The sequence below is a fragment of the Trinickia sp. Y13 genome (genome assembly GCF_029522115.1).
Taxonomy (GTDB): domain Bacteria; phylum Pseudomonadota; class Gammaproteobacteria; order Burkholderiales; family Burkholderiaceae; genus Trinickia.
In genome coordinates, this window is the sequence record NZ_JAKWFK010000010.1 from 133,048 (window position 1) to 149,050 (window position 16,003).

Genomic DNA, 16,003 nt, shown 5'->3' on the forward strand with positions numbered 1-16,003 from the left:
AGGTAGGCGGACCGTGAAAAAGCATCGAACAGCGCAGAGGCAAAAGGGGCGGACGAGAAACGCGTCCGCCTTGCGCTATGCGTCAGCGGCAATTACTTCAAGATTTTTTTGAGTACGTCACATACGTAATCGACTTCATCGCGCTTCAGACAAACGCCGCTAGGCAGGTTGATCGCGCGCTGGCCAACTCGAAGCGCCACCGGTTGCGGCGTTTGCTTGACCGGCCAAATCGGATACTGGCTAATCGCAGGAAAGACCGGCCGTGTGTCGACGTTAGCGTCTTTCATGAGTTTTCGAACCAGCTCTCGATCGATTCGGACATCCTCATGAAGGAAGACGCTCGTCATCCAGAAAATGCTCCGAGCACCCGGCACCTCTTGGTTGAGCGAGATGCCGCTCACACCCTCGAGCCCTTCGCGGTACCAGCGCGCGATGCGGCGCTTCATTTCGATCTGCTCGTCGACGCGCTCCAACTGAGCAAGGCCTAAAGCAGCCTGCACGTTCGACATCTTGAACTTGACCCCGTGGCCGTCGATCCAGAACACCTTGGAAGGATCGCGGCCCTGGTCCCAAATCTTCAGCGCCTTTTCATAGAGTGCGTCGTTGTTGGTGACGAGCATGCCGCCCTCGCCGGTGACCAAGAGTTTCGCGCCTTGGAAGCTGAACGCCGCGAAATCGCCGAACGACCCGCAACGCCGGCCTTCCCATTCGGCACCGACCGCCGGGGCTGCATCCTCGACCAGCTTCAGATTGTATTGACGCGCGATCTCCATAATGCGCGTCATGCGCGCCGGATGGCCATATAGATGAACCGCAACGATCGCCTTGGTTCGCGGCGTGATGAGCGGCTCGATCGTCGCCGCATCCAAATTCCACGTATCGAATTCGATATCGGCGAACACAGGCGTGGCGCCGACGTAGCGGACAGCGTTGGCCGTTGCCACCCATGTCATGTCCGGCACGATGACTTCATCGCCGGGACCGATGTCGAGGGCCATCAACGCGATCTGAAGTGCGCCCGTGCAGCTCGTCGTCGCGAGGGCATACTTGGCGCCGACATAGGAGGCGAAGCTCTGCTCGAACTTCGTCAGATAGCGGCTCCAGTTGCTATTCCAGCCTGTTGCGGCGGCATCGAAAGCGTACGCAGCTTCCTTAGCGGAGATGGAAGGCCCGGCCGTCGACATCAACGTCTTGCCGATCTCCGGGCTCGCCGCGTGCAAGCTCATTCGCAAAAAGCTGGCGTCGGGCGTCCCGCCGTTCTCGCACGCTACGTACGAAACCAACCCCTCTTGCTCCACTTTCGTGAGCGGGATGGTTTCATCGACCACAAAACCGAGGCTTCGATAGAAATCGATCGCCTTCGCGTTGTCCGCGAAGACGCGCAGAAAGAAACCTTCCACATTGATCGTCTTGCGCGCCCATTCGGTAAGGGTTAGCAGCGCGTTGGCCATGATGCCTCTTTCGACGCCGTCCACCCCGCGCACGATATTGTCGAGTTCCATTTGCGCTTCGTCGTTGAAGCATGAGTTGAAACCCATGTGTCCAACGACCGCGCCTTGTTTATCGACGACGAGGAACAGCATGCGGTCCTCGACCGCCAGCAATCTGTCCCTCAACCAAGCGCGCGTGCTCTCTAGGGTCGCGAGGAACTGGGTGGGATAGACGTGCACGAAACGATTGCGCCACTGCGTCAAGCGTTGCAGCAAGGCATCGTCTCCGAGATGGACCTGCGCCACAGGAATCAGGAAACCCTGCTCCCCCTTTAGCGGAATCGCGCGAAGGTACAGTTCCTGTACGTTGGTCGCTGCCTTGAGAAACAAGAAATTCTCTTTAACGGATTTCTTATATACGTCCAAGCTTGCCATTGTCTCTAGCCTCATCGTGTCTCGTATTGCGCTTCTCGATTACCGCCGCATCACCAAACGCCAACGAATAAACGAATACGTTCGATGACGTAGTCGAGCATCTCGTCGCTGAGTCCCGGATAGACGCCGACCCAGAACGTGTCGTTCATGATGATGTCGGTATTGACCAAGTCACCCGACACACGGAAGTTCCGTCCTAGCATGTACGGCTGCCGCGTCAGGTTCCCCGCGAACAGCAATCGCGTACCGATCTTGTGCTGGTCCAAGTACTGGACCATATCGACTCGGTTCACTCCGGCAGCGGGCTTGATGGTGATCGGGAAACCGAACCACGACGGCTCGCTGTTTTCAGTGGCTTCGGGAAGCAACAGGAATTGTTCGCACTCGGCCAACCCCGCCTTTAGGCGAGCGAAGTTGCGTTTGCGCGCCGCGATGAAATCTTCCACGCGCTCCATCTGGGCAAGCGCGCACGCAGCCTGCATATCGCTGATCTTCAGGTTGTAGCCAAGGTGCGAATAGGTGTACTTGTGATCGTATCCGGCCGGCAGATTGCCCAACTTCCAGCAGAAGCGCTTGCCGCAGGTGTTGTCCTTGCCCGGCGCGCAATAGCAATCGCGTCCCCAATCGCGAAACGATTCGATGATCGATCGCAACTCGTCATTGTTCGTGAACACGGCGCCACCCTCACCCATCGTAATGTGGTGCGCCGGGTAAAAGCTCAGCGTGCCGATATCGCCAAACGTGCCCACGAGCTTGCCGCCGTAGGTCGAGCCAAGGGCGTCGCAGCAGTCCTCGATCAGCCACAGTCCGTGCTTCTTCGCCAATGCCGTAATCGTCGCGAGATCGTACGGATTGCCCAGCGTGTGGGCGAGCATGATCGCCTTCGTCCGGGGCGTGATAGCCGCCTCGATCTTCGCCGGATCAATGTTGTAGGTCGGCAAGTGCACATCCACAAACACCGGCACGGCACCGAATTGCAGGATCGGGTTGACCGTGGTCGGAAAGCCCGCAGCCACGGAAATAACCTCGTCGCCGGGCCGAATCGCACGATCGCCCAGCTTGCTCGAAGTAAGCGCAGAAAAGGCGAGCAAATTCGCAGACGAGCCGGAATTGGTGGTGAGCGCGTGCTTCACCCCGAGAAACTCACGCAAACGCTTCTCGAACGCGTCGTTGAAGCGCCCCGTCGTAAGCCACCCGTCGAGCGAAGCCTCCACCATATGCTGCAGCTCGCGTACGCCGATGACTTTTCCCGAAGGCGGGACCGCACTCACGCCTGCATCGAACGCAGTCGGCTCAAAAGCCAACTGGGCATATTGAGCAACGAGCTCGGCGATCTGCTCGCGTAATTGTTCCTTGCGGGTAGTACTCATATCCCTTCTCAAAGCATGAACTGATGGATTTGCTCGAGCGTCACCGCCTGCATATCCTTTCGGGCGAGGTAGGCGCGTTCCCAAGCGATGATTGCTTCGGTCGCGCGCGCAAGGTCCCATCGCGGTTGCCAACCAAGTTGCGATCTGGCCTTGGAGCAGTCGAGCTTAAGCGAGTGCGCCTCATGCGGATGCTCGGCTTGATCGCACACCCAACTGGCTTCACCTTCCCATTGCTGGACAAACTGGTCCACGATCCACGAAACCGGCTTCACATCTTCTTCCATGGGACCGAAATTCCAAGCCCCGGAGTATTCGGCGCCGTGCTCGCACAATCTTTCGGCCAGCGTCAGATAACCGCTAAGCGGCTCTAGGACATGCTGCCAGGGGCGCGTCGCACGCGGATTGCGCACGACGATGGGGCGACCCTCACCGAGGCCGCGCAGTATGTCCGGGATCAGCCGGTCCTCGGCCCAGTCGCCGCCGCCGATCACATTGCCTGCTCGCGCACTGGCAACAGCGACGCCATGCTCGTCGTAGGCGGCAGGATTGAAGTACGAGTTACGCCAGGCCGCTGTCACGAGTTCCGCGCAGCCTTTGCTGCTGCTGTAGGGATCGTAGCCGCCCATGGGCTCGTTCTCTCGATAGCCCCACACCCATTCACGGTTGTCGTAACACTTATCGCTCGTGACGTTCACGACCGCACGCACGGTTGGCGTGCGACGCACGGCTTCGAGCAGATTCACCGTGCCCATCACATTCGTCGAATAAGTCTCGATAGGATCGGCGTAGGAGCGGCGCACCAGCGGTTGAGCCGCCATATGAATGACAATCGATGGTCCGGCGGCATCCATCGCTCGAGCGAGCGCGCTCAAATCGCGGATGTCCCCCTCGATGGACTCCATGTGCGCCGCTACGCGGGCGACCTCGAATAAGCTCGGGTTCGTCGGCGGCGCGAGCGCGTAACCGGTCACCTGTGCGCCGAGTTGTTGGAGCCACAAGCTCAACCAACCGCCCTTGAACCCGGTATGCCCTGTCAGGAAGACTTTCTTGCCTTGCCAAAAAGCGCGGTTCACGTCCAAACCTTCCATGGAGCGCGACCGGAACTCCATAAGTTCTCGAGGTGGTTCTTATCGCGTAACGTGTCCATAGGGTGCCAAAAGCCCCGGTGCAGCCATGCAGAGAGCTGGTCGGCGCGCGCGAGCTTGTCTACCGCGTCGCGCTCCCAAACGGTGTTGTCCCCGTCGATGTAATCGATCGCCTTGGGCGAGAGCACGAAAAACCCACCGTTTATCCATGCCCCGTCGCCCTGCGGCTTTTCCTCAAAACTAATAACCCGGTCACCATCGATGTTAAGCGCGCCGAAACGCCCCGGCGGCTGGACCCCGGTGAGCGTGGCCAACTTCTTATGGCGCCGATGGAATTCGATCGTGGCCGTAACGTCGACGTCGCTCACGCCATCTCCATAGGTGAAGCAAAAATCGTCGTCGTCGAGGTAGTCCCTCACGCGTTTGAGGCGTCCGCCGGTCATTGAATTCTCGCCCGTATCCACGAGCGTGACTTTCCAAGGCTCCGCGTGATTTTGATGAACATCCATCCGATTGTTCCGCATATCGAACGTCACATTCGACATATGCAGGAAGTAATTGGCGAAGTATTCCTTGATGACGTAACCCATGTACCCGCAGCAAACGACAAACTCATTGATGCCGTGCGCCGAGTAGATTTTCATGATGTGCCACAAGATCGGCTTGCCGCCGATCTCGATCATAGGCTTCGGTTTGAATATCGTCTCTTCAGAGATACGGGTACCCAAGCCGCCCGCAAGAATTACCGCTTTCATCAACTCAAGTCCACGTGAATTTTTTTAAACCCACTGCATTAACATAACGCCGCCATGCTGTCGCAACTCGGCTTGCCGTCTAGGCTCAAGCGGAGGAGCAAGCCGCCGGTCTGCCGCTCCACCCGTTCAGTGGAGGCCGTCAGCCGAGGCACGCGCCGCGGCGCCAACCTCGCATTGTCCGCCAAAACAGCCGCGCCTCAAAGCCGTATCGACTCTGCCCGCGGGTGAGCGCGGTCTCGCCGACACGCCGCAGCTTGGCGGGCGTCCCTCGAGGGGCGAAGACATGGCTGGCCAGTCGATGGCACAAAATTCCAATCAAACCAAGAAAAAGGGAAAATATCGCCACCGTAGGTCCTGTCTGTGCAACCGCCGAAAGTTTTTATCCGATAATGACGACATGACTTCGCTACCTTCCGAGCCCCCCTTCGCCTTCGGCGACCTCCAAGGCTGCCACGCCCCCTTCCGCCGCCTGCTCTCGGCCCTGCCCCTGGAACCCCACACCCCGTTATGGTTCGCGGGCGACCTCATCAACCGTGGCCCCGACTCCCTCACCACACTGCGCGAAGTCGCAGCCTTCGGCGCCCGCGCTCAAACCGTGCTCGGCAATCACGATCTGCATCTCTTGGCCGTCGCGGCCGGCATCCGCAAGATGAAGGGCAGCGACACGATCGCCGACATCCTCGAAGCACCCGACGCCGAACCGCTACTCGACTGGCTCCGCCACCGCCCCTTCGCCCATTTCGAAAACGGCATGCTGATGGTGCATGCAGGCGTCCTGCCGCAATGGGACCTGACACTCGCGCTCGAACTCGCCGACGAATTGCAGTGCGCACTGCGAGCGCCCGGCTGGAAGCAAACGCTCCAAGACCTCTACGGCAACGAGCCGCGCCGCTGGTCCCCCGACCTCAAGCGCAAAGACCGCCTACGCGTGGCGTTCAACGCCTTCACCCGCATTCGATTCTGTACGCCCGACGGCACAATGGAGTTCGCGGCGAACGGTGGCCCCAATTCTGCGCCACCCGGCCACATGCCTTGGTTCGACGCCCCGGAGCGGCGCACCTCGGACATAACGGTCGTCTTCGGCCACTGGGCGGCGCTCGGCCTGATGCTGCGCGAGAACCTTGTTGCGCTGGATTCGGGTTGCGTGTGGGGCAATCGTCTATCCGCCGTCAAGCTCGCATCCGATCCTAGCGAGCGAACCGTCGTGCAAGTCGAATGCGGGGAATGTGAAGGGAACGGCCCCGGCGAATGAGCCAAAGCGCCGCTCAATGCCGCGGCGTGAACGCGCCTTCGATCGCGGGATTGTCGCCAGGCTCGCCAGTTTCCCCGCCGCTCTCGGCAACCGCCATGACTAGGGCTTGATCGAGCGCGGGCGCCACGCTCGCCTGCAATTGGGCCAAGCCCGCGGCAACTGCCTCGCGCGCCTTCGCAGACAAGGCGCGCCGATCGTCCATTGCCGGAATCGCCGCCCCGACATACAAATGCGCGGTAAACGGCCCCCCGCGCAGCACCGCCTCGACCGACTGCCCAAGCGAGATGTCATCGATATACGCCGGCACGGTCGACTGCCGCCCGTCCTTATCCTCGTACATCAAGCAAATCGGCTGCACGGCGCACCCGGCCGACACCGCGGCCTGAAACAAATTCGCGTGAAACCGCAACAAGCCCAGCCCATCTGAAGTCGTGCCCTCCGGAAACACGCAAACTACCCCGCCACGCTCCAAGCGCCCGGACATTTCATGCATGGCGCGCTGCGCATCGCGGCGCTTCTCGCGATGGATGAAAATCGTATCGAGCCGATGCGCCAACCAGCCGACCACAGGCCATTGGCGCACTTCGGCCTTCGAGACGAACGGCGTGGGCCGCCACGCATTGATCACATAGATGTCGAGCCATGAAACGTGATTGCCGACGACGAGCGCCCCGTGATCGAGCCGCTCCTCGTCGTGATGCACGACGAGCCGCATGCCCGCAAGCCGCAGCATCTTGAGCGACCACGCGCGGTTGACTTCGGCCTTGCGCGCGTCGGACCAGCGCGAATAGCGCGTCGCAACGATCCACATGCCATGCAGCAAATGCAATACGAGGCGCAGTTTGGCGAGCGTCGTCTTCATCATCACGCTTGCTCGTACGCCACGCGTCCCGCGACGATCGTCGCACGCACGCGCGCCGGCAGCTCATAGCCGAGGAACGGTGTATTGTGCCCCTGGCTCTTGAGCGCCCGCGGCTCGACACGCCAATAAGCATGTCGATCGAACACGCAGATATCCGCCGCCGCCCCCGCCTCGATGCGCCCCACCGGCAGCTTCAGCACCTTCGCCGGCTCCACGGTGATGCGGCCAAGCGCTTGCGCGAGCGGCAACCGCGCCTCGTCGGCCCACTTGATCGTCAGCGACAACAACAACTCGAGGCCCGTTGCGCCAGGGGTGGCCTCGGCGAACGGCAAAAGCTTTTCGTCGTCGTCCACGGGCGTATGCGCCGAACAAATGGCGTCGATCGTGCCGTCGGCCAACCCCGTGCGGATCGCCTCGCGGTCGCGCTGCGTCCGCAGCGGCGGATCGAGCCGGAACTGCGAATCGAAATAGCCGATGTCGATGTCGGTCAGATGGATGTGATTCGCGCTGACGTCGCACGACACGGCCAGCCCCTCGGCCTTGGCCTCGCGCACGAGCGCCACGCCCGCGGCCGACGACAAGTGCGACAGATGCACGCGTGCGCCCGTCGAACGCATCAATTCGAAAATCGTGTGCAAGGCGATGGTTTCGGCCGCCACGGGCACGCCGGACAAGCCCATGCGCGAGGCCACCGCACCGCTCGCCGCCACGCCGCCCTTCGCGAGATACGCGTCTTGCGGCCGCAGCCACACCGTGTAGCCGTACGTACTCGCATACTGCAAAGCGCGCAGCAGCACCTGCGTATCGACGACAGGCACGTCGGCCTGCGTGAAGCCGATGCAGCCCGCCTGCGTCAACTCGACCATCTCGGTGATCACGGCGCCCTTCAAGCCCACCGTCAGCGCGCCGATCGGGTGCACGTGCGCGCGATTGAGCTTGCTCGCGCGGAACTTGAGCATTTCGACGAGCCCAGGTTCGTCGAGGATGGGATCGGTATCGGGCGGGCACGCCAACGTGGTGACGCCGCCGGCGACAGCCGCCGCCATCTCGGAGTCGAGCGTCGCCTTGTGCTCATAGCCGGGCTCGCGCAGCCGCGCGGACAAATCGACAAAGCCCGGTGCGACGTAGAGCCCCGTCGCATCGATTGTTTTCTCGGCCTCGAAGCCCGCCGGGGTCGTGCCGATAGCGGCGATCTTGCCGTCGGCGACGAATACGTCCGCCCGCTTTTCCGCGCCCGCGGCCGGATCGATGACCGTGCCGCCTTGGATATGAATCTTCATGCGCTGCCTTTGTTTTCGTTCCGTCGCTCAGTGCGGTTCAGGCGTGAGTACGCCGCCCGCTCACTCGTTGTTGCCGGCGACGATGCTCATCACGGCCATGCGCACCGCGATGCCGAACGTCACCTGATTGAGAATGACCGATTGCGGACCGTCCGCCACTTGCGAATCGATCTCGACGCCGCGGTTCATCGGGCCCGGATGCATGACGATCGCATCGGGCTTGGCGCGCGCGAGCCGCTCGGGTGTCAAGCCCCAGCTCTTGAAATATTCCTGCGCGGAGGGCAGCAACGCGCCGCTCATCCGTTCGTTCTGCAGCCGCAGCATGATGACAACGTCGACATCCTTCAACCCTTCGTCCAGGTCGTGATAGACGCGCACCCCAAGCTCTTCCAATCCGCCCGGCAACAACGTGCGCGGACCGATCGCGCGCACTTCGGGCACGCCGAGCGTGGTGAGCGCATGGATGTCGGACCGGGCCACGCGCGAGTGCAGAATGTCGCCGACGATCGCCACCCGCAAGTTCGTGAAATCGCGTTTGTAATGGCGAATCGTGTACATGTCTAGCAGCCCTTGCGTGGGATGCGCATGGCGCCCGTCGCCGGCGTTGATCACGTGCACGTGGGGCGCGCAATGCTCGGCGATCAGATACGGCGCGCCGCTTGAGGCGTGACGCACGACGAACATGTCGGCGTGCATGGCCGAGAGATTGTTGATCGTATCGAGCAGCGATTCGCCCTTGCTCGTGGACGACGCGTTGATGTTCAGATTGATGACGTCGGCCGACAAGCGCTTGGCCGCGATTTCGAACGTCGTGCGCGTGCGCGTGGAGTTTTCGAAGAAGAGATTGAAGACCGATTTGCCGCGCAACAGCGGCACCTTCTTCACCTCGCGATCGGTCACGCTGACGAACTGCTCCGCCGTATCGAGAATATGCGTGACGATCGCGCGCGGCAGCCCTTCGACCGTGAGCAGATGCTTGAGCTCGCCGTTCTTCGTGAGCTGCGGATTGCCCTTCAAAAAGCCATAGCGAAAACGCTCGGGCTGGGCGGGCTCGCCGCCGGCGGCGGGGCTCGGGGTGACGGTGTTCATGATCGGTCTAGTTCAAACATGGAAGAACGATGCGCCGCGCGGCACGCATGCCGTTCGTGACGCATGACGCACGGGCATTGCGCCGAAGAGCGATAGCGGTAAGGCAGCATACGGTTCAAGCGACGCGCGGCTCGACACGGAACGTGAAGCGCCTATCGGGCCCTTGCTCCAGCACGAGCGTCGTATCGGCATCGAGCTGCGCGTGAGCGCCGACGAACCGCGCTTCGATCGGCATCTCGCGGCCGCTGCGCTCGGCCAGCACCGCAAGCTCGATGGCCGCGGGGCGCCCGTAGTCGTACAACTCGTTGATGGCTGCGCGCACGGTGCGGCCCGTGTGCAAAACATCATCGACGAGCACGATGCGGCGGTTATTGACGTCGAACGGCAGCGTGGTCGGGCTCGCTTGGCTATGCAATCCCTTTTTGGCGTAATCGTCGCGGTGCAGCGAGACGTTGACGACGCCAAAAAACTTCGCGCCTACGTCACTGGCCAGCCGTTCGGCCAACCACGCGCCGCCGCTATAGATGCCGGCGAGCACGGGGCCGTCGGCCGCGGCGAACGACGCGCCGTAGGCGTCGAGAATCTGCGCGAGCAGCGTCTGATACGACGCTTCGGCGTCAATGCAACTCATCGGAAAGTCCGTCCAAGTACTGTTGGAGAATGATGCAAGCCGCCTCGGCATCGCGCATCTGCGCCGACGCGCCTTTCTCGCGCATATCGAGATCGGCGACGACCGAGCTGTAGCGCTCGTCCACCCAATCGACCGGCAGATTGAAACGCCCGTTCAACTGATTGCCGAACCGCTTCGCCAACTGCGTCATTTCGTGAGGCGTGCCATCGGGATGGCACGGCAAACCGACGACGAGCGCTTCGGGTTTCCATTCGCCGATGAGCTTGCCCACCGCTTCGAAGCGAAATTCGCGGCTGCGGTTCGGCACGACGACGAGTGCGCGCGCTTGCCGCGTCAGCAGATTGCCGATCGCTACCCCGATGCGCTTTTCGCCGTAGTCGAACGCAAGCAGCGTCGCCTCACGCCCGACCGGTTTCATCATGCGTGACCCGCGTCGCCCGACAACATGGACGGCGTGACGCCCAGCAGCGCGAGCGCCGCTTCGAAGCGCCCTTCGGCCGGCACGTCGAACACGATGCTCGGATCGGCCTCCACCGTCAGCCAGCCGTTGTGCGAGATTTCCTCTTCGAGCTGGCCCGCTCCCCAGCCCGCGTGGCCGAGCGTCAGCAAAAAGCGCTGCGGGCCTTTGCCGCTGGCCACGGCTTCGAGCACGTCTTTAGAGGTGGTCATCTCCAAGCCGCCCGTCACCGCCATGGACGAGGTATAGGCGCTGCCCTCCACCGGCTCGTGCAGCACGAAGCCGCGCTCCGTTTGCACGGGGCCGCCGAAGTAGACGGGGACATGAAGCAAAGGCTCGATTTCGAGTTTCAAATCGATGCGGCTGAAAAGCGATTCCAGATCGATGTCCGTCGGCCGGTTGATCACCAGGCCGAGCGCACCCCGCTCACTGTGATCGCAAAGGTAGACCACAGTCCCTGAAAAAGTGGGATCGGCCATATTGGGCATGGCGATCAGGAACTGGTTGGTCAGGTTGATGCGATCGTTACTCTTAGGCATGGTTCGAATTTTAGCAAAGACGGTGCAGGTTGGCCGCCACGAGTGCGTTGCGGCGCGCACGCGACGGGCCGCGGCCAAGGCCGGCGCATCGTTCGCGCCAGCCCCGGCAGGCAGTAAGTACGCTTATCGCACTCTATCACGCATGCATGCGGCGACTGCGCGCTTTGGCCGTTCGGACAAGGGGCCCGCACGGCCCGGCGCGAACGGCCCGGCCGCGTTTCACATAGAAACAAAGATAGTCAGGGATTACGCTCAGCGGCTAGTCTTTTGCACAGCTGGATGCGGGGCAAGGCACGAGCTCGGGTAGCCTTTAAGGAACCGCAGGGATTTGCGCCCCGCCGCTGCCGGGCGCGGCGCGTTCGATCGCCTGCGTCAGCAGCGCCAGCGGCACCGCGGAATCGGGCGGTGCAACCCCGGCCGCGACACGCAGCAACATGGCTCGCAGCGCTTCGGCCGCCTGTTCCACCGGACGCCGCGCGGGCGCCGACTGCGGCGAATCGATGCGCGCCGCATAGGCCTGACGACGCCATGCGAGTCCTAGCGCCTCGGCCAGCAATGCGACATGGCCCAGGCCCAACGCTTGCGCCGAGGCGCCCAACCGATAAGCCGCCAACGCCGTGTGTTCGGCCGCGGCGATATCCGGTGTGGGGCCCGCAAAAACGGCGTCCATGCCGACCGCCAGCGCCGCCATCGATGCATCGGCCGTTTGCAGGAAATCTTCATACGCGAAAACGGGGACCGACAGAACGCCCAAGTCGCGCGCGATCTCGCCTGCAGCTACCGCTTCCGCCAGCGTGGCGCCCTGCTCCCATGCCGCTTCCGACGACTGGGTCGCCGCGACGTGCCAATCCACCGTCAAACCGTAATCGTTCAAGAGCGCGACGGCATCGGCATCCTCCGCCGCCGCCCCATACAGCGCGTAATCGCGCCACAGCAGCGCGAGCGTGGCCCGCACGAACGAGCGCGAGGCCAATTGCAATCCATGCTCTTGTTCCGACAACAGCAAATTGCAGCGCGCATAGAACCGCTTGGCGTCCGGCTCGCCCGCACGCGCGCGCCCGCTGACGCGCAATGTGTGCGCGCATGCGCCGGCCAAGCGCCAGGCGTCGTAGGTATCGTCCCCGGCAAGCGTGGCGAGGCACCCGTCCAATTCGTCCAGCGCGGCGGGCGCCTCGTCGGACCCTTTGAGCACGGGCAGCAACGCCTGCTCGTAACGAGCGCGCAATGGCCCGAGCGCCGCGGGCGCCATGGCTCGCATGGTGGCCGGCGCAATCGGCCGCGCCGCAAGGGCAAGATCTTCGAAAACGGCCGTATAGCCTTGGGTATGTTTGGCGACGTGCGCGTGCAACTCGCGATAATGCGCGAAGAGCGTAGGCGAGCAGGCCAACTCACGCAAATTGCGACGCCCGAGCGCCGCGTGGAAATCGGCAAGCGCCGCATTGAACTGCGGCAGAAAATCGCCGCTCGCGAACGGAGAAGCGAGCACCAGCGCGTCGGTGTAACGTTGCGCGGCAAGCCAGCCGGCTTGGCGCAACACTTGCCCCGCGCGCAATAGCGGCCCGACGACGGCGATTTGCGCTTCGCTCGCGCGGCGGGCCTCGGCCAGCGCGGCTTCGGCCTCGGGCACCGCGGCGCCGCGCGGGTTGGGCAATGCTTCCAGAGTCGGCAAATCTGCGGATGTCATAGCGTCGTGGACATGGGGAGCGGCCCGGCCGCGTTCGGCCCCAGCCGCCCGGCGCCGATCAGATCTGAACCATTTCGAAGTCTTCCTTGCGCGCGCCGCATTCCGGACAGGTCCAATTGATCGGAACGTCTTCCCAGCGCGTACCCGGGGCGATGCCTTCTTCAGGCAAACCAGCCTCTTCGTCGTAGATCCAGCCGCAAATCAGGCACATCCAGCTTCTGTATTCCATTCTTGTATCGCGTCGAAAGATCCGTGGATCAAAGAGCCATGATGGTACCGTTTTTGGGGCGCGCCTGGCTAGGAATACACATGCGTGCGCTCGGCTGCCTGCGCGGCGCTCGGTCTGCGCCCGCGCGCTGTGTGTGCGCGACATCCTTGTCAGTGCCATCGGAGCGAATAAAGCCGCATAATGGGGCGTCCGCGCAGGCGCGCCGGCCGGCCCGCCGCCCGCGAATTCCATCACATTGCTCCATTCCATGCACAGTGCCGCTCCCCCCATCGTTTTGACATTCGGCTTGTCCGACCCCACGGGTGGCTTCGGCCTGCAGGCCGACCTGCTCACGCTCGCGAGCATGGGTTGCCACGGGGTATCGGTTCTCACCGGCTATACCGTGCGCGATTCGGCCACCTGCGATGAAGTGACGGGCCTGGACCCCGACGTCGTCGCCACGCAAGCGCGCATGCTGCTCGAAGATATGCCCGTCGCCGCCTTCAAAGTGGGCGCCGCCACGCGCGCAGAAGTGGTTAGCGCCATTGCCGAAGTGGTGTCCGACTACGACGGCATCCCGCTGATCCTCGCGCCCGATTTCACCGTCGACGACGAGCACGTGCTGGCCGCCGACGAGTTGCGCGAATCGATCGCCGATCTGCTCGCCCCGCAAACGACGGTCCTGATCGCCGATCAAGCGACGTTGATCACGCTCGCCCAGCCCGACGGGGAAGCCGAAGCGCCCAGCTTGGATGCGGCGATCGCCCATCTGCTCTCGCAAGGCACCGAGTATGTGCTGGCGACGCAAACGGGCGCGCATCGCTTGGTCTATACGCTCTTTAGCGAAGAAGGGCAGGTTCGCCAAGACATGTGGGACCAGCCGCAATATCGCGTCATGGGCATCACCGACACGCTCGGCGCGGCCGTCGCGGCGCTGCTCGCCAACGGGCAAGAGCCTGCGGAGGCCGTGCGCGAAGCGCAGGAATACCTCTATCAAGCGACACGTCAGGCGTTCCGCCCCGGAATGGGCGCCTATATGCCTGATCGCTTCTTCTGGGCTCGCGACGACGAAGGCACGCCGACGATCGGCGAGCAAACGCCTCGCCAAAAATCGACGCGGGCTTAGCGCCCCGCACGTATCGCACAGACGTAAAAAAACCCGCAGCGCCGAAAAGCAATGCGGGTTTTTCGTCAACGGGACGCGCCTTGCGGCGCGCCCCCATGTCGTTTCGGCAAATGGCCTATCGGCCCGCCGAAATTACATGTCCATGCCCATGCCGCCCATGCCGCCGGGCATGCCGCCAGGCATCGGAGCATCCTTCTTCGGCAGTTCGGCAACCGCTGCGTCCGTCGTCAGCAGCAGGCCTGCCACCGAAGCGGCGTTTTGCAGCGCCGTGCGCGTGACCTTCGTCGGATCGACAACGCCGGCTTCCACCAGATCGCCGTACTCTTCCGTCGCAGCGTTGAAGCCATAGTTGCCCTTGCCGTTCGCCACCGCGGCGACCACGACACCGGCTTCCATGCCGCCGTTGATCACGATCTGACGCAGCGGCTCTTCCATCGCGCGCAGCACGATCTTGATGCCGGCGTCTTGATCGGCGTTCGCGCCCTTCACGTCAGCGATGGCCGTGCGAGCACGGATCAGCGCCACGCCGCCGCCAGGAACGATGCCTTCTTCAACGGCCGCGCGCGTAGCGTGCAGCGCGTCTTCGACACGCGCCTTCTTTTCCTTCATTTCGACTTCCGTCGCGGCGCCAACCTTGATGACGGCCACGCCGCCAGCCAGCTTCGCAACGCGCTCTTGCAGCTTTTCGCGGTCGTAGTCGGACGTGGCTTCTTCGATTTGCGTGCGAATTTGCTTCACGCGCGCTTCGATGTTCTTGCCTTCGCCTGCGCCGTCGATGATCGTCGTGTTTTCCTTGCCCACTTCGATCCGCTTGGCCGAACCCAGCTCTTGCAGCGTCGCCTTCTCGAGCGTGAGGCCCGTTTCCTCGGCGATCACTTGGCCGCCCGTGAGGATTGCGATATCTTCGAGCATTGCCTTGCGACGATCGCCGAAGCCAGGCGCCTTCACGGCGACGGTCTTCAGGATGCCGCGGATGTTGTTGACGACGAGCGTTGCGAGCGCTTCGCCTTCGACGTCTTCAGCGATGATGAGCAGCGGACGGCCAGCCTTGGCCACTTGCTCGAGCACCGGCAGCAGATCGCGGATGTTCGAAACCTTCTTGTCGTGCAGCAGCACGAACGGGTTTTCGAGCACGGCGACTTGCTTGTCGGGGTTGTTGATGAAGTACGGCGACAGGTAGCCGCGGTCGAATTGCATGCCTTCGACGACTTCGAGCTCGTCGGCCAGCGACTTGCCGTCTTCGACGGTGATCACGCCTTCCTTGCCGACCTTGTCCATGGCTTCAGCGATGCGATCGCCGATCGACGAATCGCTGTTCGCCGAGATCGCGCCCACTTGCGCGATTTCCTTGCTCGTCGTGCAGGGCTTGCTGATCTTGCGCAGCTCTTCCACGGCGGCGTGCACGGCCTTGTCGATGCCGCGCTTCAAGTCCATCGGGTTCATGCCCGATGCGACGTACTTCATGCCTTCGCGCACGATCGACTGAGCCAGCACCGTGGCCGTCGTCGTACCGTCGCCGGCGTTGTCGCTCGTCTTGGACGCAACTTCCTTGACCATCTGCGCGCCCATGTTCTGGAGCTTGTCTTCGAGTTCGATCTCTTTCGCGACCGACACGCCATCCTTCGTGACCGTCGGGCCGCCGAAGCTGCGCTCGAGGACGACGTTGCGGCCCTTCGGACCGAGCGTGACCTTCACTGCGTTTGCAAGGATATTCACGCCTTCGACCATCTTGGCGCGAGCGCTGTCGCCGAATACGACGTCTTTAGCTGCCATCTTCTAACTCCTTGAAATCTTTGTGGA

15 protein-coding genes are annotated in these 16,003 nt (G+C 62.6%); 2 read left to right on the forward strand and 13 right to left on the reverse strand.

The features are described 5' to 3' along the window. Positions 1-92: 92 nt before the first annotated feature. Genes MMB74_RS18740 through rfbF form a run of 4 tightly spaced genes read right to left on the reverse strand, consistent with a single transcriptional unit; the run spans position 93 to position 5,075 of the window. Positions 93-1,856 (reverse strand): aminotransferase class I/II-fold pyridoxal phosphate-dependent enzyme, encoded by a 1,764-nt coding sequence (locus MMB74_RS18740; RefSeq protein WP_346780693.1) that lies wholly within the window; start codon positions 1,854-1,856, stop codon positions 93-95. Between the two features lie 59 nt (positions 1,857-1,915). Next, positions 1,916-3,235, reverse strand: coding sequence for a lipopolysaccharide biosynthesis protein RfbH (gene rfbH, locus MMB74_RS18745; protein ID WP_277430161.1), 1,320 nt, complete (start codon positions 3,233-3,235; stop codon positions 1,916-1,918). A gap of 8 nt (positions 3,236-3,243) precedes the next feature. Beyond that, positions 3,244-4,323, reverse strand: coding sequence for a CDP-glucose 4,6-dehydratase (gene rfbG / locus MMB74_RS18750; RefSeq protein WP_277430162.1), 1,080 nt, complete (start codon positions 4,321-4,323; stop codon positions 3,244-3,246). After that, positions 4,305-5,075: a glucose-1-phosphate cytidylyltransferase gene (gene rfbF / locus MMB74_RS18755; protein WP_277430163.1), complete on the reverse strand. Its 771-nt coding sequence runs from the start codon at positions 5,073-5,075 to the stop codon at positions 4,305-4,307. Before rfbF ends, rfbG begins: the two co-directional genes overlap by 19 nt. A gap of 397 nt (positions 5,076-5,472) precedes the next feature. Between rfbF and MMB74_RS18760 the strand changes: the two genes are divergently transcribed. Then, entirely contained in the window at positions 5,473-6,327 is an 855-nt protein-coding gene (locus tag MMB74_RS18760; RefSeq protein ID WP_277430220.1) for a symmetrical bis(5'-nucleosyl)-tetraphosphatase, read from the forward strand. A 13-nt stretch (positions 6,328-6,340) separates the two neighbouring features. On the opposite strand, the gene MMB74_RS18765 is transcribed toward MMB74_RS18760, so the two are convergent. The 8 genes from MMB74_RS18765 to MMB74_RS18800 form a co-directional block, all read right to left on the reverse strand. Beyond that, positions 6,341-7,189, reverse strand: a complete 849-nt coding sequence (locus MMB74_RS18765) for a lysophospholipid acyltransferase family protein (protein ID WP_277430221.1) — start codon at positions 7,187-7,189, stop codon at positions 6,341-6,343. A gap of 2 nt (positions 7,190-7,191) precedes the next feature. After that, the gene (locus MMB74_RS18770; RefSeq protein ID WP_277430164.1) at positions 7,192-8,469 is read right to left on the reverse strand and encodes a dihydroorotase; all 1,278 of its coding nucleotides are present in this window, start codon (positions 8,467-8,469) and stop codon (positions 7,192-7,194) included. A 60-nt stretch (positions 8,470-8,529) separates the two neighbouring features. Further along, positions 8,530-9,558, reverse strand: a complete 1,029-nt coding sequence (locus MMB74_RS18775) for an aspartate carbamoyltransferase catalytic subunit (protein ID WP_277430165.1) — start codon at positions 9,556-9,558, stop codon at positions 8,530-8,532. Between the two features lie 115 nt (positions 9,559-9,673). Continuing rightward, positions 9,674-10,189 carry a bifunctional pyr operon transcriptional regulator/uracil phosphoribosyltransferase PyrR gene (pyrR, locus tag MMB74_RS18780; RefSeq protein WP_277430166.1) on the reverse strand — a complete coding sequence of 172 codons (516 nt, stop codon included), beginning with the start codon at positions 10,187-10,189 and terminating at the stop codon, positions 9,674-9,676. After that, complete coding sequence (gene ruvX, locus MMB74_RS18785) at positions 10,176-10,610, reverse strand: Holliday junction resolvase RuvX (protein ID WP_277430167.1); 435 nt, start codon at positions 10,608-10,610, stop codon at positions 10,176-10,178. Before ruvX ends, pyrR begins: the two co-directional genes overlap by 14 nt. Continuing rightward, complete coding sequence (locus MMB74_RS18790; RefSeq protein WP_277430168.1) at positions 10,607-11,185, reverse strand: YqgE/AlgH family protein; 579 nt, start codon at positions 11,183-11,185, stop codon at positions 10,607-10,609. Before MMB74_RS18790 ends, ruvX begins: the two co-directional genes overlap by 4 nt. A 310-nt stretch (positions 11,186-11,495) precedes the next feature. Further along, a complete protein-coding gene (locus MMB74_RS18795) occupies positions 11,496-12,869 on the reverse strand; it encodes a hypothetical protein (protein ID WP_277430169.1) in 1,374 nt (457 codons plus the stop codon). 58 nt (positions 12,870-12,927) lie between these two features. Then, positions 12,928-13,098, reverse strand: a complete 171-nt coding sequence (locus MMB74_RS18800; protein WP_025527884.1) for a rubredoxin — start codon at positions 13,096-13,098, stop codon at positions 12,928-12,930. A gap of 247 nt (positions 13,099-13,345) precedes the next feature. On the opposite strand from MMB74_RS18800, the gene MMB74_RS18805 reads away from it, so the two are divergent. Then, positions 13,346-14,203, forward strand: a complete 858-nt coding sequence (locus tag MMB74_RS18805; protein WP_277430170.1) for a hydroxymethylpyrimidine/phosphomethylpyrimidine kinase — start codon at positions 13,346-13,348, stop codon at positions 14,201-14,203. 132 nt (positions 14,204-14,335) lie between these two features. Here the strand turns inward: MMB74_RS18805 and groL are convergent, their stop codons facing one another. After that, a complete protein-coding gene (gene groL, locus MMB74_RS18810) occupies positions 14,336-15,976 on the reverse strand; it encodes a chaperonin GroEL (RefSeq protein WP_277430171.1) in 1,641 nt (546 codons plus the stop codon). Positions 15,977-16,003: the final 27 nt, after the last annotated feature.

Coding starts and splice junctions, on each gene's coding strand:
- groL (WP_277430171.1), bottom strand. CDS start 15,976: ATGGCAGCTAAAGACGTCGTATTCGGCGACAGCGCTCGCGCCAAGATG.
- MMB74_RS18800 (WP_025527884.1), bottom strand. CDS start 13,098: ATGGAATACAGAAGCTGGATGTGCCTGATTTGCGGCTGGATCTACGAC.
- MMB74_RS18765 (WP_277430221.1), bottom strand. CDS start 7,189: ATGAAGACGACGCTCGCCAAACTGCGCCTCGTATTGCATTTGCTGCAT.
- MMB74_RS18790 (WP_277430168.1), bottom strand. CDS start 11,185: ATGCCTAAGAGTAACGATCGCATCAACCTGACCAACCAGTTCCTGATC.
- rfbH (WP_277430161.1), bottom strand. CDS start 3,235: ATGAGTACTACCCGCAAGGAACAATTACGCGAGCAGATCGCCGAGCTC.
- rfbF (WP_277430163.1), bottom strand. CDS start 5,075: ATGAAAGCGGTAATTCTTGCGGGCGGCTTGGGTACCCGTATCTCTGAA.
- MMB74_RS18795 (WP_277430169.1), bottom strand. CDS start 12,869: ATGACATCCGCAGATTTGCCGACTCTGGAAGCATTGCCCAACCCGCGC.
- MMB74_RS18770 (WP_277430164.1), bottom strand. CDS start 8,469: ATGAAGATTCATATCCAAGGCGGCACGGTCATCGATCCGGCCGCGGGC.
- MMB74_RS18760 (WP_277430220.1), top strand. CDS start 5,473: ATGACTTCGCTACCTTCCGAGCCCCCCTTCGCCTTCGGCGACCTCCAA.
- ruvX (WP_277430167.1), bottom strand. CDS start 10,610: ATGATGAAACCGGTCGGGCGTGAGGCGACGCTGCTTGCGTTCGACTAC.
- MMB74_RS18805 (WP_277430170.1), top strand. CDS start 13,346: ATGCACAGTGCCGCTCCCCCCATCGTTTTGACATTCGGCTTGTCCGAC.
- rfbG (WP_277430162.1), bottom strand. CDS start 4,323: ATGGAAGGTTTGGACGTGAACCGCGCTTTTTGGCAAGGCAAGAAAGTC.
- pyrR (WP_277430166.1), bottom strand. CDS start 10,189: ATGAGTTGCATTGACGCCGAAGCGTCGTATCAGACGCTGCTCGCGCAG.
- MMB74_RS18775 (WP_277430165.1), bottom strand. CDS start 9,558: ATGAACACCGTCACCCCGAGCCCCGCCGCCGGCGGCGAGCCCGCCCAG.